Origin of the sequence: Kosakonia sp. H02, assembly GCA_030704225.1 — a bacterium.
Classification (GTDB): domain Bacteria; phylum Pseudomonadota; class Gammaproteobacteria; order Enterobacterales; family Enterobacteriaceae; genus Kosakonia.
In genome coordinates this window covers 2,275,648-2,293,992 of the sequence record CP131915.1, presented here as the reverse complement: position 1 = coordinate 2,293,992, position 18,345 = coordinate 2,275,648, and the positions used below count along the sequence as shown (strand labels likewise).

16 protein-coding genes and 1 tRNA gene are annotated in these 18,345 nt (G+C 52.6%); 11 read left to right on the top strand and 6 right to left on the bottom strand.

Annotated elements, in window-relative coordinates; all coding sequences use genetic code 11:
- Positions 1–8: 8 nt before the first annotated feature.
- The gene (argF, locus tag Q5705_10865) at positions 9–1,013 is read right to left on the bottom strand and encodes an ornithine carbamoyltransferase (GenBank protein WLI75110.1); all 1,005 of its coding nucleotides are present in this window, start codon (positions 1,011–1,013) and stop codon (positions 9–11) included.
- Positions 1,014–1,176: 163 nt separating this feature from the next.
- On the opposite strand from argF, the gene rraB reads away from it, so the two are divergent.
- The gene (gene rraB, locus Q5705_10860; GenBank protein WLI75109.1) at positions 1,177–1,605 is read left to right on the top strand and encodes a ribonuclease E inhibitor RraB; all 429 of its coding nucleotides are present in this window, start codon (positions 1,177–1,179) and stop codon (positions 1,603–1,605) included.
- A 57-nt stretch (positions 1,606–1,662) separates the two neighbouring features.
- Here rraB and Q5705_10855 read toward each other — a convergent pair whose 3' ends face one another.
- Positions 1,663–2,166 carry a GNAT family N-acetyltransferase gene (locus tag Q5705_10855; GenBank protein WLI75108.1) on the bottom strand — a complete coding sequence of 168 codons (504 nt, stop codon included), beginning with the start codon at positions 2,164–2,166 and terminating at the stop codon, positions 1,663–1,665.
- 191 nt (positions 2,167–2,357) lie between these two features.
- Here Q5705_10855 and Q5705_10850 point away from each other — a divergent pair, with 191 nt between their 5' ends.
- Positions 2,358–3,560, top strand: a complete 1,203-nt coding sequence (locus Q5705_10850) for a DUF898 family protein (protein WLI75107.1) — start codon at positions 2,358–2,360, stop codon at positions 3,558–3,560.
- 60 nt (positions 3,561–3,620) lie between these two features.
- On the opposite strand, the gene Q5705_10845 is transcribed toward Q5705_10850, so the two are convergent.
- From Q5705_10845 to pepA, 3 genes are all read right to left on the bottom strand, one after another.
- Positions 3,621–6,476, bottom strand: a complete 2,856-nt coding sequence (locus Q5705_10845) for a valine--tRNA ligase (protein ID WLI75106.1) — start codon at positions 6,474–6,476, stop codon at positions 3,621–3,623.
- Positions 6,476–6,919, bottom strand: coding sequence for a DNA polymerase III subunit chi (holC, locus tag Q5705_10840; protein WLI75105.1), 444 nt, complete (start codon positions 6,917–6,919; stop codon positions 6,476–6,478). Before holC ends, Q5705_10845 begins: the two co-directional genes overlap by 1 nt.
- Before the next feature lie 76 nt (positions 6,920–6,995).
- Positions 6,996–8,507 (bottom strand): leucyl aminopeptidase, encoded by a 1,512-nt coding sequence (gene pepA, locus Q5705_10835; GenBank protein ID WLI75104.1) that lies wholly within the window; start codon positions 8,505–8,507, stop codon positions 6,996–6,998.
- A 153-nt stretch (positions 8,508–8,660) separates the two neighbouring features.
- Between pepA and Q5705_10830 the strand changes: the two genes are divergently transcribed.
- The 4 genes from Q5705_10830 (at position 8,661) to Q5705_10815 (ending at position 12,756) form a co-directional block, all read left to right on the top strand.
- Positions 8,661–8,711 carry a hypothetical protein gene (locus Q5705_10830; protein WLI79012.1) on the top strand — a complete coding sequence of 17 codons (51 nt, stop codon included), beginning with the start codon at positions 8,661–8,663 and terminating at the stop codon, positions 8,709–8,711.
- A gap of 63 nt (positions 8,712–8,774) precedes the next feature.
- Complete coding sequence (lptF, locus tag Q5705_10825) at positions 8,775–9,875, top strand: LPS export ABC transporter permease LptF (protein WLI75103.1); 1,101 nt, start codon at positions 8,775–8,777, stop codon at positions 9,873–9,875.
- Positions 9,875–10,957 carry an LPS export ABC transporter permease LptG gene (gene lptG, locus Q5705_10820; GenBank protein ID WLI75102.1) on the top strand — a complete coding sequence of 361 codons (1,083 nt, stop codon included), beginning with the start codon at positions 9,875–9,877 and terminating at the stop codon, positions 10,955–10,957. The genes lptF and lptG overlap by 1 nt, the downstream gene beginning before the upstream one ends.
- Before the next feature lie 161 nt (positions 10,958–11,118).
- Positions 11,119–12,756, top strand: coding sequence for a dihydroxyacetone kinase subunit DhaK (locus tag Q5705_10815; protein ID WLI75101.1), 1,638 nt, complete (start codon positions 11,119–11,121; stop codon positions 12,754–12,756).
- 430 nt (positions 12,757–13,186) lie between these two features.
- Here Q5705_10815 and Q5705_10810 read toward each other — a convergent pair whose 3' ends face one another.
- On the bottom strand, positions 13,187–14,206 hold the full coding sequence (locus tag Q5705_10810) for an NAD(P)-dependent alcohol dehydrogenase (protein ID WLI75100.1): 1,020 nt from the start codon (positions 14,204–14,206) through the stop codon (positions 13,187–13,189).
- 235 nt (positions 14,207–14,441) lie between these two features.
- Between Q5705_10810 and Q5705_10805 the strand changes: the two genes are divergently transcribed.
- From Q5705_10805 to Q5705_10785, 5 genes are all read left to right on the top strand, one after another.
- On the top strand, positions 14,442–14,894 hold the full coding sequence (locus tag Q5705_10805; protein ID WLI75099.1) for a lysozyme: 453 nt from the start codon (positions 14,442–14,444) through the stop codon (positions 14,892–14,894).
- Positions 14,895–15,079: 185 nt separating this feature from the next.
- Positions 15,080–15,164 (top strand) — tRNA-Leu (locus tag Q5705_10800).
- A gap of 189 nt (positions 15,165–15,353) precedes the next feature.
- Positions 15,354–16,601, top strand: coding sequence for a tyrosine-type recombinase/integrase (locus Q5705_10795; GenBank protein WLI75098.1), 1,248 nt, complete (start codon positions 15,354–15,356; stop codon positions 16,599–16,601).
- A 111-nt stretch (positions 16,602–16,712) separates the two neighbouring features.
- Positions 16,713–17,582: a DUF6387 family protein gene (locus Q5705_10790; GenBank protein ID WLI75097.1), complete on the top strand. Its 870-nt coding sequence runs from the start codon at positions 16,713–16,715 to the stop codon at positions 17,580–17,582.
- A gap of 120 nt (positions 17,583–17,702) precedes the next feature.
- Positions 17,703–17,906, top strand: coding sequence for an AlpA family transcriptional regulator (locus Q5705_10785; GenBank protein WLI75096.1), 204 nt, complete (start codon positions 17,703–17,705; stop codon positions 17,904–17,906).
- The last annotated feature ends 439 nt before the right edge of the window (positions 17,907–18,345 follow it).

The following is an 18,345-nucleotide window of genomic DNA, read 5'->3' as shown; positions in this document are numbered from 1 at the left end:
GGAAATGATTATTGGCTGAGCGTTGCCACCATCACCGCTTTGATGGTGTGCATACGGTTTTCCGCCTGATCGAACACCACGCTTGCCGGGGATTCGAACACTTCATCTGTCACTTCCATGCCGCCGTGCAGACCAAACTCTTGCGCCATCTTTTTACCCAGCGTCGTTTGGTCGTCATGAAACGCTGGCAGGCAGTGGAGGAATTTCACCTGCGGGTTGCCGGTCAGCGACAGCATTTTGCTGTTGACCTGATAAGGCCGCAGCAGTTCGATACGCTCCGCCCACTTCTCTTTGGCTTCGCCCATTGACAGCCAGACATCGGTGTAGATGAAATCGGCGTCTTTCACGCCTGTTGCGATATCGTCCGTCAGCAGAATATTGCCGCCGTTTTTCACCGCCAGCGCCCGGCATTCCGCCACCAGGCTTGATTCCGGCCAGCAGGCTTTTGGCGCGACAAGGCGCAAATCAAGCCCCACCAGCGCAGCGGCTTCCAGCATCGAGTTACCCATGTTGTTGCGCGCATCTCCGGCGTAAACGAGCGTCATCTGATTAAACGCGGTGCCCGGCAAGTGTTCGCGCATGGTCAGCAGATCCGCCAGCAACTGGGTGGGGTGAAACTCGTTGGTTAAGCCGTTCCATACCGGTACGCCCGCGTATTGCGCCAGCGTTTCGACAATCTCCTGGCCGTAACCGCGATACTGAATACCGTCATACATGCGGCCTAAAACGCGGGCGGTATCTTTGATCGATTCTTTATGGCCGATTTGGCTGCCGCTTGGGCCGAGGTAAGTGACGCGAGCGCCTTGATCGAATGCGGCAACTTCGAAAGAGCATCGTGTACGGGTTGAGTCTTTTTCGAAGATGAGCGCGATGTTTTTGCCGGTAAGTTTCTGGACTTCCTGGCCTTTTTTCTTGTCGGTCTTCAGTTGCGAGGCGAGTTGCAGCAGAGAGTGGATTTCAGCGGGCGTAAAATCGAGCAGTTTCAAAAAATGTTTCTGATAAAACGCAGACATATTTTCCTCACATGGCGAGCGCCACTTATTGAATTAAAATTCAATCTATATGGATGAATATGCATTTGCAACCCCGCGATATAAATCTTTTCGGCGAAGAGTGGAGGCATTGGCGACGGTGTGTGACAATAAGAGTATCTGCCACATTGATGAGGAACGACTTATGGCAAACCCTGAACACCTGGAAGAGCAGCGCGAAGAAACGCGTTTGATTATTGAAGAGTTGCTGGAAGACGGCAGCGATCCTGATGCGCTGTACACCATTGAACATCACCTGTCGGCAGATGATTTAGAAACGCTGGAAAAAGCAGCTATAGAGGCCTTCAAACTGGGTTACGAAGTGACCGAGCCGGAAGAGCTGGAGCTGGATGAAGGCGAAATTGTTATCTGCTGTGACATTCTTAGCGAAAGCGCGCTGAATGCGGACCTGATTGACGCGCAGGTTGAGCAGTTGCTCAATTTGGCCGAGAAATTCGACGTTGAATACGACGGGTGGGGAACCTACTACGAAGATCCGAACGGCGAAGATGGCGAAGACGGTGATGATGACGAAGATTACGTTGACGAAGAAGATGACGGTGTCCGTCACTGAGTGAACGTTGCGGCAGCGCACGCTGCCGCAAAGCAAGGTGTAAAAGGGGGAACAGTGTTACAGCGCTTTTAACATGCGCACTTCGCAATCTACATGGCCGGTGCAGCCCAGCGGCCCGTCGATATGCTCAAAGCCAAGGTGCTCATACAGGCCAATGGCGTCGGTTAAAAACGCGGTGGTTTCGAGGTAACAGCGGGTAAAACCGTTATTTTTGGCGTGTTCGAGCGCCATCAACGCCAGTTTCTTTGCCAGACCCTGGCCGCGCGCAGTGGGCAGGAAGTACATCTTTTGTAATTCGCAAATATCCGCGTCGCTGCATTTGAGCGGTGCCACACCGCCGCCGCCCACGACTTCACCGTTTTGTTCGACAACCCAGTAAGCACAACCCTCGCGGCTGTAAAGCTGATAAAGCTCGTCCAGTTCCGGGTCGGCCACGGTGTAGCCTTTATCGGCGGTAAGGCCATATTCCGCAGATACCTGGCGGATCACAGAGGCGATTGCTGCATTATCGGCTTGCGTAATGCGGCGCAATTTTACCTCTACCGGAGCGGTCACATTCATTTCTGCACTCTGTTTATTACTTTTAAGGTGATCCCGGTTAATACCACTCCAGAACCGTTCTGGCAAGACCAGGAATATTGGGCGCTATTTTTTTGACCATAAGCTAATTAGACTCCACCGTGGAGATAATTCTTAAGCAATATTGTTGTGGTTTACTCCATTTAGCGTCTCTTTTTACGATAAGGATTGTTATGACTTCCGAAACTCATGGTTCCGTGACGGCTCCCGTGCGCCATTTTCTCTTTCAGGGCAGCGGGAAAGGCTATTTCATGGTATGGCTGGTCAATATTCTGCTTACCCTGATAACGCTGGGGTTATATTTGCCCTGGGCGTTAATCCGCGCGCGTCGTTATTTCTACGCGCATACTGAACTCGACGGCGCGCGTTTTTCTTATCACGCCACCGGCCGTTCGATTTTTGTCGGTTGGCTCTGTCTGCTCGCGTTATATGTGATTTTCTTTATTAACGTGGCGCATCAAAACGTAGGCCTGCAACTGTGCATGATGGCCTTATTTGTCCTCTTTTTCCCGTGGCTGATTACCCAGGGCCTGCGCTATCAAATGCTGATGACGGAAATCAACGGTGCGCGCTTTAACTTCTACGCCAGCCCGCTGCGCGCATGGTGGGTGATGATGGGCTGCCCGATTCTGATTATTATCGCCTCGGTGGTGGTGTTCTCTCTCTTTACCTCTTCAGCAATGAGTAGCACCTCATTCGGCGCTATTTTCACGATCATGGGGATTGGCTCGCTGGTATTACTGCTGGGCGTTGCCATTATGCAGGGCGTCTTTACTGCGCAGTGGTTTGGCATGCTGGTGAATAATTTGCAGTACGGCAAACTGAAATTCTCCGGCACATTTTCCCTGAAAAAGTGCATCACCATTGTGGTGCTGGCAATGCTGCTGTATGTGCCGTTTATCGCGCTGTCGTTGTATCTGGTTGTTCCGGCCTTCTTTATGATGCCGCAATATGCCTACGCGGTAGATGGCGACCCGCAGCAGTTAGCGATGCTGATGGGACCTTTCTACGGCAAATTAATGCTGAGTTATCTGGTTTATATTCTCGGCGCCGTGGTGTGTTTTATTTTCGCTTTCGTAAAACTGCGCACTTACCTCTATAGCCAACTGGTGCTGGAAGGCGACATTCGTTTCTCCTCGACCGTGACTGTAGGACGTATGTTGTGGATTTCTCTTGGCAATATGCTGGCTTGCGTTGTGACGCTGTTTCTGGCGTGGCCGTGGGCGAAAGTGCGTATGACGCGCTACTTGCTGGAAAACACCCATGTGCATGGCTTTCTGGATGCGCTGACGCTGGAAAACCACGGTGTACAACCGGCGAAAGATCCGGCGAACCTGCTGGCTCGCGGATTATCGTTTTATCCAGCGGCGTTTTAATTTATTGAGTGCAATAAAAAAGCCGGGCATTGATAACCCGGCTTTTTTTACGCGTTTCGATTACAGCGCGGCGATAACCGCCTGCTGCTCAATCAGCTTCGCTTTGGTTTGCGCGTAGCCGTCCAGCTTCTCACGCTCTTTGGCAATTACCGCTTCCGGTGCGCGGGCGACAAAGCCTTCGTTGCCCAGCTTGCTTTCGATGCGGCCAATTTCCTGCTCGACTTTCGCCACTTCTTTCGCCAGACGCGCCAGTTCAGCGTCTTTGTCGATAAGACCGGCCATCGGGATCAGCAGCTCTGCACCATCAACGATCTTGGTCACCGAAACCGGGCCTTTGTCGTCGGCGGGCAGCACGGTGATGCTCTCCAGACGCGCCAGGGTTTGCAGGAAGCTCAGGTTGTCATTCACGCGACGCTGCGCTTCGGCACTGGCGTTACGCAGCAGCAGCTCCAGCGGTTTGCCCGGCGCGATGTTCATTTCGGCGCGGATATTACGCACCGCAACGATCGCCTGTTTCAGCCATTCGGTATCCGCTACCGCTTGCTCGTCAACCTGCGCCGCATCGTACTGCGGGAACGGCTGCAACATGATGGTATCGGCGTTGATGCCTTTCAGCACTTTCACGCGCTGCCAGATGGTTTCGGTGATAAACGGAATGATCGGATGCGCCAGACGCAGCAGGCCTTCCAGCACCGTTACCAGCGTATTGCGCGTGCCGCGCAGTTCCGCCTCAGAGCCGCCGTTCATCACCGGCTTGGTCAGCTCCAGATACCAGTCGCAGAACTGGTTCCAGGTGAACTCATACAGAATGCCCGCTGCAATATCGAAGCGGAAGCTATCCAGCGCGTCACGGTAGGCTTTGATGGTCTGGTTGAATTCCGCCAGGATCCAGCGATCCGCGAGTGACAGCACCATTTCGCCGCCGTTGAAGCCGCAGTCCTGATCTTCGGTGTTCATCAGCACAAAGCGGCTGGCGTTCCACAGCTTGTTACAGAAGTTACGGTAACCTTCCAGGCGCTTCATATCCCAGTTGATATCGCGACCGGTCGAGGCCAGCGCTGCGAGGGTGAAACGCAGAGCGTCGGTGCCGTGCGGCTCGATGCCGTCCGGGAACTGCTTCTCGGTGCGCTTGCGGATTTTCTCCGCCAGCTGCGGCTGCATCATGTTGCCGGTACGTTTTTCCAGTAGATCCGCCAGAGAGATACCGTCGACCATATCCAGCGGGTCAATCACGTTGCCTTTGGATTTCGACATCTTCTGGCCTTCGTCATCACGGATCAGACCGGTCATGTAGACCGTCTTAAACGGCACCTGCGGTTTGCCGTTTTCATCTTTGATGAAGTGCATGGTCATCATGATCATGCGCGCAATCCAGAAGAAGATAATGTCGAAGCCGCTCACCATCACGCTGGTCGGGTGGAACTGACGCAGCGCGTCGGTGTTTTCCGGCCAGCCGAGGGTAGAGAAGGTCCACAGCGCGGAGGAGAACCAGGTATCCAGCACGTCGTCGTCCTGGCGCAGGGCGACATCAGCAGACAGGTTGTTTTCCTGACGCACTTCCTCTTCGTTGCGACCGACATAGACATTGCCGTCGTTGTCGTACCAGGCCGGAATGCGGTGGCCCCACCATAACTGGCGGGAGATACACCAGTCCTGAATGTCGCGCATCCAGGAGAAATACATGTTTTCGTACTGTTTCGGCACGAACTGGATATCACCGTTTTCCACCGCTTCAACCGCCGGTTTCGCCAGCACGTCTGCGCGAACGTACCATTGATCGGTGAGCATCGGTTCGATAACCACGCCGCCACGATCGCCGTACGGCACGGTCAGGTCGTGCGGTTTAATCTCTTCCAGCAGGCCAAGGGCGTCAACGGCGGCAACCATCGCTTTACGCGCGGCAAAACGCTCCAGTTTCTGGAACTCGGCCGGGATATCCGCCGGGTAAACGTCAGATTCGTTGCCGTTGGTGTCATACACCTGCGCGCTTTCACGGATATCACCGTCAAAGGTCAGGATGTTGATCATTGGCAGCTTATGGCGACGGCCGACGTCGTAGTCGTTGAAATCGTGCGCCGGGGTGATTTTCACGCAGCCGGTGCCTTTTTCCATATCGGCGTGTTCATCGCCCACAATCGGAATACGGCGGTTAACCAGCGGCAGCACCACGAATTTGCCAATCAGGTCTTTATAGCGCGGATCTTCCGGGTTCACGGCCACGCCGGTATCGCCCAGCAGCGTTTCCGGGCGGGTAGTGGCGACAACCAGGTAATCTTTGCCGTCAGCGGTTTTCGCGCCGTCGGCCAGCGGATAGCGGATATGCCACATCGAGCCTTTGGACTCGCGGTTTTCCACTTCCAGATCGGAAATCGCAGTACGCAGTTTCGGATCCCAGTTCACCAGGCGTTTGCCACGGTAAATCAGGTCTTCTTTATACAGGCGGACGAACACTTCTTTCACGGCGTTGGAAAGACCTTCATCCATGGTGAAGCGCTCGCGCTCCCAGTCCACAGAGTTGCCAAGACGACGCATCTGGCGGGTAATGGTGCCGCCAGATTCCGCTTTCCACTGCCAGATTTTGTCGATGAATGCATCGCGACCGTAGTCGTGGCGGGTTTTCCCCTCTTCAGCGGCAATTTTACGTTCAACCACCATTTGGGTGGCGATACCCGCGTGGTCAGTACCGGCCTGCCAGAGGGTGTTTTTCCCCTGCATGCGCTGGTAGCGGATCATGGTGTCCATGATGGTCTGCTGGAAGGCGTGGCCCATATGCAAACTGCCGGTGACGTTCGGCGGCGGGATCATGATGCAGAAGCTTTCCTGGCTTTCATCACCGTTCGGTTTGAAATAGCCCTGCTTTTCCCACTGCTCGTACAGCGGCTGTTCGATATCTTTGGGGTTGTATGTCTTTTCCATTATTTCCAGGTTGCCGTGTTCAGGTTGAAACCGGCCACGCGGTAGGCTTTATAGCGCTCGCGAGCCAGTTGTTTCAGGGAATCTTCGTAAGGGACGAAGTCTATCACTTCTGTGAAAGCGGTGGCAAAATCTGCAAATTCCGTGCGCAGGCTGATTAAAATATCGCGCGGGCTGCTGTTGCGCTTCTGCGGCCAGGCAATTTCAACCGGTGCGCCACCGCGTGGGCCTTCACCTGCCAGGTTGTGCGGCACAAAGCTTTCTGCCGGGCGCGCCCACAGGGCTTCATCCAGGCGAATCGCCTGTTGCTCATCGACACAGGCAATCAGCACGCGTTTGCCATTACGCCAACGTTCTGCGGCAATTTCACACACCAGTTGCTCGACGGCGCTTAAGCCATCGGTGGCGTTGTCATTGTCCAGAAGATAGAACGTCGCATTTTTCATATATGGGGCTTTTGGTTGAGGATTTAAATGCAAAGCCCGGTGGCTCTACGCTTACCGGGCCTACAAACGGGCACTTTTACTCTTCGCCGTTAAACCCGGCGCGATTGAGCAGGAACTGGGACAACATCGCCACCGGACGACCGGTTGCACCTTTGGCTTTGCCGGAACGCCACGCGGTACCGGCGATATCGAGGTGCGCCCAATTGTACTTGCGGGTAAAGCGCGCCAGGAAGCAGCCCGCGGTAATCGCACCGCCAGGACGCCCGCCAATGTTCGCCATATCCGCAAAATTGGATTCCAGTTGCTCCTGATACTCATCGCTCATTGGCAGACGCCACGCGCGATCGCCCGCCTGCTCGGACGCGCCAATCAGCTCATGCGCCAGCGGGTTGTGGTTCGACAGCAGACCGGTAATGTGATGACCCAGCGCGACAACGCATGCGCCGGTTAATGTGGCCACATCGATCACCGCTTCCGGCTCGAAGCGCTCAACGTAAGTCAGCACATCGCACAATACCAGACGGCCTTCGGCGTCGGTATTCAGCACTTCTACGGTCTGGCCTGACATGGTGGTCAGCACATCGCCCGGGCGGTATGCGCGCCCGCCGGGCATGTTTTCACAGCCTGCCAGTACGCCAATCACGTTAATCGGCAGTTGCAGTTCGGCCACCATGCGCATCACGCCGTAAACCGCCGCCGCACCGCACATGTCGTACTTCATTTCGTCCATGCCTTCGGCAGGCTTGATGGAGATACCGCCGGAGTCGAAGGTCAGACCTTTGCCGACCAGCACAATCGGGCGCGCTTCTTCAGACGGGTTGCCTTTGTATTCCATCACCGACATCAGGGATTCATTCTGCGAACCCTGGCCGACGGCGAGGTAAGAGCACATGCCCAGCTCGCGCATCTGCTGCTCGCCAATCACGCGGGTGGTCACGTTTTTACTGTAAGTATCGGCCAGTTGACGCGCCTGAGAAGCAAGATAAGCCGCGTTACAGATATTCGGCGGCATATTGCCGAGATCTTTTGCGGCCTTAATGCCCGCCGAAATCGCCAGACCGTGCTGGATAGCGCGCTCGCCGCTGGTCAATTCGCGGCGGGTTGGCACGTTGAACACCATTTTGCGCAGCGGGCGACGCGGCTCGCTTTTGGTGGTTTTCAGTTGATCGAAACTGTAGAGCGTCTCTTTTGCGGTTTCGACCGCCTGGCGCACTTTCCAGTAGGTGTTACGGCCTTTAACGTGCAATTCGGTCAGAAAACAGACCGCTTCCATTGAGCCTGTATCATTCAGCGTGTTTATCGTTTTCTGGATAACTTGCTTATACTGACGCTCATCCAATTCACGCTCTTTTCCGCAGCCAATCAGCAAAATACGTTCGGAAAGCACATTCGGCACATGGTGCAGCAGCAGGGTTTGCCCCGGCTTACCTTCCAGTTCGCCACGACGCAGCAGTGCGCTGATGTAACCGTCGCTGATCTTATCGAGCTGCTCGGCAATCGGAGAGAGCCGGCGCGGTTCAAAGACACCGACAACGATGCAGGCACTCCGCTGTTTTTCCGGGCTACCGCTTTTTACACTGAACTCCATGCACTACGCTCCTGAATCTTAAAGACAACGGCGGCGGCTACGGATAGAATTGCAAGCTTTCGTAACTCGGGTCCGCTGTTGCGGTGACTTCGTGTTAATCTTAATGTTACTTCGGTTTCGGCACGTCAGAATCGGGTCTCACGCACGTATCCGCTGAGTATATTAATCTTAGCGATCATTTCGACGACTCAAGAGAATAAATGACGTTTAAGCCATGAAACAAGCGATTTTCCAGGAAAAAGACTGGTTTTTACGGGCGTATTTAAAGTGATAATCACAAGATATCTGGTTCGGGAGACGCTTAAAAGCCAGCTTGCGATCCTATTCATCCTGCTTCTGATTTTCTTTTGTCAGAAATTGGTCAGGATTTTGGGCGCAGCCGCCGATGGCGAAATCCCCACAAACCTCGTTCTCTCACTGTTAGGCCTTGGCGTGCCGGAAATGGCGCAGCTTATCCTGCCGTTGAGCCTGTTCCTCGGCTTGCTTATGACGCTGGGCAAACTCTACACCGAAAGCGAAATCACGGTGATGCACGCCTGCGGTCTGAGCCGGGCGGTGCTGGTGAAAGCCGCGCTTATCCTTGCGCTGTTCACCGGCATCGTTGCGGCGGTTAACGTGATGTGGGCCGGGCCGTGGTCCTCGCGCCATCAGGATCAGGTGCTGGCAGACGCCAAAGCAAACCCTGGCCTTGCCGCGCTCGCCCAGGGGCAGTTCCAGCAGGCGACTGACGGCAATTCGGTGCTGTTTATTGAAGGCGTTGAAGGCAGTAATTTCACCAATGTTTTCCTCGCACAAATCCGCCCGAAAGGTAACGCGCGCCCCTCCGTGGTGCTGGCGGATTCCGGCCACCTTTCTCAGCATAAAGACGGTTCTCAGGTGGTGACGCTCAATAGCGGAACGCGCTTTGAAGGTACTGCGATGCTGCGCGATTTCCGCATTACGGATTTCCAGGATTATCAGGCGATTATCGGTCACCAGGCGGTGGCGCTGGATCCCTCGGATACCGAGCAGATGGACATGCGCACGCTGTTTAATACCGACAACGACCGCGCCAGCGCGGAATTGCACTGGCGTTTAACGCTTATCTTTACCGTGTTTATGATGGCGCTGATGGTGGTGCCGCTAAGCGTGGTGAACCCGCGCCAGGGGCGCGTGCTGTCAATGCTGCCCGCAATGCTGCTGTATCTTGTGTTCTTCCTGTTGCAGACCACGCTTCGCTCAAACGGTATGAAAGGGAAACTGGATCCGCTGGTGTGGATGTGGGTGGTTAACTTTATCTACCTGGCACTGGCCGTGGTGCTGAACATGTGGGATACGGTGTCGATGCGCCGGGTTCGCGCCCGTTTTATGCGTAGAGGAGCGGTATAATGCAGGCTTTTGGCGTACTCGACCGCTATATCGGTAAAACCATTTTTACCACCATCATGATGACCCTGTTCATGCTGGTGTCGCTCTCCGGCATTATCAAATTTGTCGATCAGTTGAAAAAAGCCGGGCAGGGGAGTTACGACGCGCTCGGCGCGGGCATGTACACCCTGCTTAGCGTGCCGAAAGATATCCAAATCTTCTTCCCGATGGCCGCGCTGCTTGGCGCGCTGCTGGGCCTGGGGATGCTGGCGCAGCGCAGTGAACTCGTCGTGATGCAGGCATCGGGTTACACCCGTATGCAGGTGGCGCTGTCGGTGATGAAAACCGCGATCCCGCTGGTGCTGCTGACCATGGCGATTGGCGAATGGGTTGCGCCGCAGGGCGAGCAGATGGCGCGTAACCAGCGTGCGCAGTCGATGTATGGCGGCTCGCTGCTCTCGACGCAATCCGGGCTGTGGGCGAAAGACGGCAATAATTTTGTCTATATCGAACGCGTAAAAGGCGATGACGAACTGGGCGGCGTCAGCATCTATTCGTTTAATAAAGAGCGTCGTTTGCAGTCGGTGCGCTATGCCGCCTCGGCGAAGTTCGATGCAGAACACAAGATCTGGCGGCTGTCGCAGGTGGATGAGTCCAACCTGACGGATCCGAAGCAGGTTACCGGTGCGCAGACCGTGAGCGGCACCTGGAAGACCAACCTCACCCCGGACAAACTGGGCGTAGTCGCGCTGGATCCGGAGGCGCTTTCCATTAGCGGCCTGCACAACTATGTGAAGTACCTGAAGTCGAGCGGCCAGGATTCCGGGCGTTATCAGCTCAATATGTGGAGCAAAATCTTCCAGCCGCTGTCCGTGGCGGTGATGATGCTGATGGCGCTGTCGTTTATCTTTGGCCCGCTGCGTAGCGTGGCGATGGGCGTACGTGTTGTCACCGGCATCAGCTTCGGTTTCGTCTTCTACGTGCTGGATCAGATTTTCGGCCCGCTGACGCTGGTTTACGGCATCCCACCGGTGGTGGGGGCGCTGTTGCCGAGCGCGTCGTTCTTCTTAATTAGCCTTTGGCTAATGACGCGTAAGAGTTAATGAGTACAAGAGAGGCTGCGGCCTCTCTTTTTTTGCCGGGATGCGTTGCGCTTCCTCGCCGATCCCGCCCTGGAACCACTCAGTAAATTCTGTTCTTTGCCCCGCTGCGCCCCTTGCGAACTATGCTTGAGGAACGATTCACAACATATATTCGGAATATTATGTCCAGATTCTTTTTCAATGACCGCAAACAGCTGGTCAATGACGCCATTGAAGGCTTAGTCATCTCGGCACCGCACGGCAACCTTGTTCGTCTTGATATTGATCCCGCTATTCGCATTGTTGCCCGCGCCGACTGGGATAAAAGCCGCGTGGCGGTGATTTCCGGCGGTGGTTCCGGTCACGAACCGGCGCACGCCGGGTTTGTCGGCAAAGGGATGCTGACTGCCGCGGTGTGCGGCGATGTGTTTGCCTCGCCGAGCGTCGATGCCGTGCTGAACGCGATTGTGGCGGTGACCGGCGATCGCGGCTGCCTGCTGATTGTGAAAAACTACACCGGTGACCGGCTGAACTTCGGCCTGGCGGCGGAGAAAGCCAAACGCTACGGCCTGAAAGTGGAGATGGTGATCGTCGCTGATGACATCGCTCTGCCGGACAACAAACAGCCGCGCGGCATTGCTGGCACGGCGCTGGTGCACAAGATTGCTGGCCATGCCGCTGAGCAAGGTAAATCACTCAGCGAAGTGCGCGATGTCGCCCAAAAAGCCTGCGATAACGTCTACAGCCTTGGCCTGGCGATGGAGACCTGCAACCTGCCGGGCAGCGACAGCGAGGAAGGGCGCATCCAGCAAGGTCATGTCGAATTAGGGTTGGGGATCCACGGCGAACCGGGTGCGACAACTGTCGATACCCACAACAGCAAGGCGCTGATCGACACGCTGGTCGAACCGCTAAAAGCAGCAGTAGGCAACGATCGCGTTGCGGTGCTGATCAACAACCTGGGCGGCGTGTCCGCACTGGAAATGGCGCTGCTGACCAAAGAGCTGGCGCATTCAGCGCTGAAAGATCAGCTTGCTTACCTGATTGGCCCCGCGCCGCTGGTCAGTTCGCTGGATATGAAAGGCTTTTCGCTGTCGCTGCTGCGCCTGAACGAGGCGTTCGAGCAAGCGATTTGTGCCGATGTGCAGACCGTTGGCTGGCAAAAACCGGTGCCTTTCGCGCCGATGAAAACCCAGCCGCACAACGCGGTTTACGATGGGCTGGAGATTGAACCGTCTGATAATCCGCAGGTCAACGTGCTGGTCGGCACGGCGGTGCAGCGACTTATCGATCTCGAAAACCGCCTCAACGCGCTGGATGCAAAAGTGGGCGATGGCGACACCGGCTCGACCTTTGCCGAAGGCGCGCGCGAGATCAAACGCCTGCTGGAGAACAATGCGCTGCCGCTGAACAACACCGCGCAGTTGCTGCAACTGGTCGGCGAGCGGCTGGCAACGGTGATGGGTGGCTCAAGTGGTGTGTTGATGTCGATATTCTTTACCGCCGCAGGCCAGGCGGTGCATAACGCCACCGCGCTGCCGGAAGCGTTGTTGCTGGGGTTGAAGCAGATGAAGCATTACGGTGGGGCGGATCTCGGCGATCGTACGCTGATCGACGCACTGCAACCGGCATTAGAAGCGCTGCGCGATAACGGTCTGGCTGCCGCCGTAGACGCCGCGAAGAAAGGGGCGGAGAGCACCGCCACCATGCAAAAAGCGGGAGCCGGGCGTTCATCGTACGTGAACAGCGAGAACCTGGACGGCGTGACCGATCCCGGTGCTGTAGCGATTGCTGAAGTGTTTGCTGCTATTAGCCGATAAATCTTTTTTCCTGGATAAGGCAGCAATTCGCAGTCGCCAACCGGCCTATATTTATCGCAATGTGGGACTCTATTTCGGCGCAAAATTTGAAGCGGGGGGGTGTTGAGTCCCCCGCCGAAATCGGCGAACCGAAGAGTGAATGACAAGGTCTGGACGCCAGGGAAGGCGGCCAGAGGCGAACCGAGACAGGATGTCGAGTCGAGCCGACCGCAGGCAGGCACGCGGGAGGTGAGCGCAGTGCGAAGCACCGATTTCCCTGCGGGGCCGCGGGGATTGATAAGGGGAGCGCGGTAGCTCCCCTTATCCCGTTCATCGTATGTGAAGTTTCAGACACTATCGAACGCCTGGTGAACGGAACAATACCTCAACAGTGACATATATGCCGGGTGGCGCTGCGTCTCACCTGGCCTATAAACTATCCTGCTACGCGTTAAAAATCCGCTTTCAACACTACGCGATAGCGAGCCTTACCATCACGCACATGCTGCAACGCCTCGTTGATTTGCGACATCGGGAACATCTCGGTGGTCGGTGCCACTTTTGCCCGTCCGGCAAACTTCATCAACTTACGCAGCTCATACGGCGTACCGGTCGCCGAACCGGAGATACTGCGATCGCCGCCAATCAGCGTAAAGGCTGGTACTTCCAGCGGCTTCAGCACTGCGCCGACGGTGTGAAAATGCCCCCCGTGCGCCAGCGCTTCAAAGTAGGGCTGCCAGTCCAAATCGACGTTAACCGTGTTGATAATGAGATCGTACTGTCCTGCGCGCGCTTTCAGGGCTTCCGGATCGCGGCTGTTAATCACATAATCCGCGCCCATCAGCCGGACTTCTGCTTCTTTCGCCGGGTTGGAGCTGAACGCCGTCACTTCGCAGCCCATCGCATGGAGCAATTTAATGGCAATATGCCCCAGCCCGCCGATACCGATCACGCCTACGCGGCTGGTGGCGGTGACATGATGCATCAACAACGGTTTAAACACCGTGATGCCACCGCATAAGAGCGGCCCGGCGGTTTCAATATCAATGCTGTCCGGCAAGGGAATAACCCACTGCCAGTCGGCGCGGAGTTTATCGGCAAAACCGCCGCGATTAAGGATGGTGGCGACGGTGCCTTCCAGGCAGTTGACATGGTTGCCGTCGATACAGGCATCGCAGTGCCCGCAGCTGCGCGCCGTCCAGCCGATCCCCACGCGCTGGCCCACTTTCAGGCCTTTGTTTTGTGCCGCGCTGCCCAGTTCCACCACGCGGCCAATCACTTCATGCCCGGCCACCAGTGGGTACTGTGACATGCCCCATTGGTTGTCGATCATCGACAAATCCGAATGGCAGATCCCGCAATAATCCACCTGCACTTCCACATCTTCTGCTGCCAGCGGGCCAGCATCGTATTCCTGAAGTTCGAGCGCGGCACCGGCCTGCGGCGCGACGTAGTTTTTGATGATGCTCATCACGGATTCCTTTGTTTTGAGGGAGACGCATGAAGTGTAGGGCATCAGACGGTTCCCCGGCAGACTGCCGCTGCGCATACCGCCCGTTTAGCCAATACATCGCCCGCAGATGCGCGACTTTAGGATTTTCCATATCGCTATTTCGGCGCGGCGACTTTGCAACACGATGTGTCCGAACCATCCTCAAATGAAGAGGCTAAACGGCTATCAGGTTCCATAAACGGGAGCGACGATCATGGCAAATCTTCCACAACATATCGGCGAGGCCGGTCTGGCGTTGATCAAATCTTTTGAAGGGCTACGGCTTGAAAAATATAAAGATGCCGTCGGTAAGTGGACCATTGGCTACGGCCATTTGATTTTGCCGAACGAGAGTTTTCCGCGCCCCATCACTGAGGCGGAGGCCGAGGCGCTGTTGCGCGCTGATTTACAGATGACCGAACGCGGCGTGCATAAGCTGGTGACGGTCGATCTCAACCAGAACCAGTTCGACGCGCTGGTCTCTTTCACTTTTAATCTTGGGGCCGGGAATTTGCAGACCTCGACATTGCTGAAGCTGTTAAATCAAGGGCAGTACGCGCAGGCCGCCGACCAGTTCCCGCGCTGGAATAAAGCGGGTGGGAAAGTGCTGGCGGGTTTGACCAGGCGGCGCGAAGCGGAGAGGGGGTTGTTTTTGAAGGGGGGTTAGAGTGAAAGTGTTTCGCTGTTAACGGCGGCTTTGATTCATTTGTTGAGGCTGTTAGTTGATGAGACAGGTGCAACAGTTTGTCATTACGCTGTTTTTTTCATCACTTAGCAGGTTATGACAGGATCGTGACTTGCATAGCCCTCTACGGCAGGTATAATCCAACACGTTTCCGCATCCCCTTCAGTGCCGAAGTGGCGAAATCGGTAGACGCAGTTGATTCAAAATCAACCGTAGAAATACGTGCCGGTTCGAGTCCGGCCTTCGGCACCATACAAAGCTTTTTTCAAGTCTACTAACGTCTACTTTAGTCCATAAAAACAGTAAGTTAAGCAGGTTTCTGACTTTTCTTAGTCTGTCCACGTCTACTCAATTCCTTGAACATATACCAACTGATGATGGTATAACTGATGGTATTCCCGGTTCGATTGATTTTGGTACCAACACTGGAGGTATCAACTGATGGCTCTCACCGATATCAAAGTTAGGACTACCAAGCCCTCCGACAAACCCTTCAAACTCACCGATGGGCAGGGTATGCACCTGCTGATCAATCCTAACGGCTCGAAGTACTGGCGACTCCAATACCGTTTCGATGGCAAACAGAAAGTTTTAGCGTTGGGTGTTTATCCAATGGTCTCTCTTGGTGAAGCCCGCAGGAAGCGAGATGAAGCCAAAAAGTTGGTATCTGATGGTATCGATCCTTCTGAAAAGAAAAAAGCAGATAAGATTGAGCACAGCGAAGCCCTGACATTCGAAGCTGTTGCAAGGGACTGGCATACTGCCTGTAAAAGGAAATGGTCAGATTCTCACAGCGAAAGAGTTCTAAAAAGCATGGAAGATGGTCTCTTTACTGCTATTGGTAAAAGAAAAATATCCGAGCTTAATACCAGAGATCTTATTGCCCCTATCAAGGCTGTTGAAGCTTCTGGACGACTAGAAGTAGCGGCTCGTCTGCAACAACGAACCACAGCAATCATGCGATATGCCGTCCAGAATGGCTTAATTGACTACAATCCAGCACAAGATATGTCTGGGGCAATTACAGTTGCGAAACGAACCCACAGACCAGCCTTACCATTTGATAGGTTCTCAGAGCTTTTAGAGCGCATTGAAAGCTTTAAAGGTAGGAAACTTACTAAATTAGCTGTGAAGCTGACATTGCTCATTTTTATCCGTTCCAGTGAACTCCGATTCGCAAGATGGTCGGAGATCGACTTTGAAAATGCGATGTGGACTATCCCTGGAGAACGCGAGCCATTGCCAGGGGTCAAACATTCTCATCGAGGCTCAAAAATGAAGACCCCACACCTCGTGCCGTTAAGTCGTCAGGCTTTAGAACTTCTAAAAGCCATTAGAGAAATCAGCGGTGAATGCGACCTTGTATTCATTGGCGATCATGATTTCAGAAAACCTATGAGCGAAAACACAGTCAACAAGGCACTAAGGTCGATGGGTTATGACACAACCGTTGAGGTATGTGGGCATGGTTTTAGAGCGATGGCTTGTAGTGCCTTAATCGAATCGGGAAAATGGTCAAGGGATGCTGTTGAACGGCAGATGAGCCACCAAGAGCGAAACTCCGTTCGTGCTGCCTACATTCATAAAGCAGAACACCTCGATGAGAGAAGGCTTATGTTGCAGTGGTGGGCTGATTATCTTGATGAAACAACTAAGAGAAGAATTGCACCTTTTGACTTTAATAACTAACTGATTTTTATAAGTAAAATGGCGTATTCAATAACCAATTGAGACGTCATTTTTTTATTTGCGATTTATGTGCTATTACGAAGTAAAACTTTTTACAACGGAGTGGCATTAATGAAATCTTGGGTAAAAATGAGTAGTTGGACATCAGAAGACACCAAAGCAGTGAAAACGTGGTTTGATTTGGACAAATATCGAGAGTTTGAAAACATTTCTATTAATATGCTTTACCATGAAATATGGGCGAGAACCTATTTCTTCAAACCAGTAATAGAAGAAGGAATGCAGAAAACGGTATTGAAAAATTATATGCAGATATTGGATGGTGATCCTTTTCTTATCAAAGAGAAGCAATTAAATTATATGGATGCCGAAAACAAATTATATCAACCCCCATACTTTTTTATTACTACGGTTGATCGAATAGCAAATATCAGTTTTGCTTGTATGAGAAAGGCTTTATTCATTAGAGCAAATACAGAACAATATAAAATTGATTCCACTATTGAAAATGAATATATTTCCGAAAAAATTCCTGAACAGTTTCCTACTACGATTATGTTAGAAATCGATCTTGCGAGTGGAAGCGATGATGAGATAGCTGAGGCCCTGCGAGTATCATTACCACAATGGCGAAAAGTAAAAGGCGTTAAACCTGCACCACTTGATGCAGTTAGATTTGGTTATGGAGCAATAAAAAAATTAATTAGCTATCGAATTATCCCTATGCTTGATTTGCTCGCATGGTCAGAAAGAAAAAAAGTACTTCTGTCAGACGACAGACTATCTCGATTGCTATACACGGATGAAGATGATGATAAGGCGATTCGCCAAGGATATCATATAAGAGATGCTGATAGGCCTTTCGCAATGAAAACTGTAGAAATTGATTTTTTAAGGCAATTTAACTTTTTTATCAATAAAAATCAGCATATTAAAGAAATGAGGGTTTCGGATGTTATGAAACTCTCAGACTCTGAGTGATATGAATCTCCAGAGACTCATAGTTTCGAGCCAAGGATGGCTCTGGTGTTCGTAATCTCGCTTCATCAATTCGAAATTCATTTGTACTGTAGCCCTGTAGACACAACAGAGGACATACATATGGAAAATCAAGCTCGTCTCATCCGTTTACCAGAAGTCATGAAGAAAACTGGGTTTGGTAAAGCGTGGATATATAGGCTTATCAGCAAGGGATGTTTTCCTCAACCAGTAAAAATTGGTCTTCGTGCAGTAGCCTTTGTAGAAAGCGAAGTAGATAACTGGATTCATGAAACGATTAGTTCTTCGAGAAATAAAGTTTCTTAGAAAATAAATAAAGAATATGAACACACATTGTCAGACTTGAGGGTTGATGTTGATTAAGAGACGATTATGGTATGTTAATGTAATTTATGAGATTGAAGCCATTTTAAAAAATGGAGTGATAAAAGAGGGGGTGTTTAGAAGCAATTACGTATTGTTATTCTAAAAATGAACTAATTAATTATAAAATACCTTACTTATTTTAAAATGGTTATTGTGATTCTTTCTTTAAATGTCAATTTCCTTAACCTATTAAATTAGGTGATCACCGTAATGTATAAGAGTAATCAATCCGTTTGCATTAGATTTTAGTTATGAATATTTTGTCGTTTTCACTCAGGCATCAAATTGTTGATGAATATATGCTGATTTTGATTCAAAACGAAATAGTCTATTTCTTATACATTTGATATAAAAGGTTATATTGGTGTGCTGTACATCA

Excerpts from the sequence above, each read along its gene's own strand:
- argF (WLI75110.1), bottom strand. The coding sequence starts at position 1,013 with ATGTCTGCGTTTTATCAGAAACATTTTTTGAAACTGCTCGATTTTACG.
- rraB (WLI75109.1), top strand. The coding sequence starts at position 1,177 with ATGGCAAACCCTGAACACCTGGAAGAGCAGCGCGAAGAAACGCGTTTG.
- Q5705_10855 (WLI75108.1), bottom strand. The coding sequence starts at position 2,166 with ATGAATGTGACCGCTCCGGTAGAGGTAAAATTGCGCCGCATTACGCAA.
- Q5705_10850 (WLI75107.1), top strand. The coding sequence starts at position 2,358 with ATGACTTCCGAAACTCATGGTTCCGTGACGGCTCCCGTGCGCCATTTT.
- Q5705_10845 (WLI75106.1), bottom strand. The coding sequence starts at position 6,476 with ATGGAAAAGACATACAACCCCAAAGATATCGAACAGCCGCTGTACGAG.
- holC (WLI75105.1), bottom strand. The coding sequence starts at position 6,919 with ATGAAAAATGCGACGTTCTATCTTCTGGACAATGACAACGCCACCGAT.
- pepA (WLI75104.1), bottom strand. The coding sequence starts at position 8,507 with ATGGAGTTCAGTGTAAAAAGCGGTAGCCCGGAAAAACAGCGGAGTGCC.
- lptG (WLI75102.1), top strand. The coding sequence starts at position 9,875 with ATGCAGGCTTTTGGCGTACTCGACCGCTATATCGGTAAAACCATTTTT.
- Q5705_10815 (WLI75101.1), top strand. The coding sequence starts at position 11,119 with ATGTCCAGATTCTTTTTCAATGACCGCAAACAGCTGGTCAATGACGCC.
- Q5705_10810 (WLI75100.1), bottom strand. The coding sequence starts at position 14,206 with ATGAGCATCATCAAAAACTACGTCGCGCCGCAGGCCGGTGCCGCGCTC.
- Q5705_10805 (WLI75099.1), top strand. The coding sequence starts at position 14,442 with ATGGCAAATCTTCCACAACATATCGGCGAGGCCGGTCTGGCGTTGATC.
- Q5705_10795 (WLI75098.1), top strand. The coding sequence starts at position 15,354 with ATGGCTCTCACCGATATCAAAGTTAGGACTACCAAGCCCTCCGACAAA.
- Q5705_10790 (WLI75097.1), top strand. The coding sequence starts at position 16,713 with ATGAAATCTTGGGTAAAAATGAGTAGTTGGACATCAGAAGACACCAAA.
- Q5705_10785 (WLI75096.1), top strand. The coding sequence starts at position 17,703 with ATGGAAAATCAAGCTCGTCTCATCCGTTTACCAGAAGTCATGAAGAAA.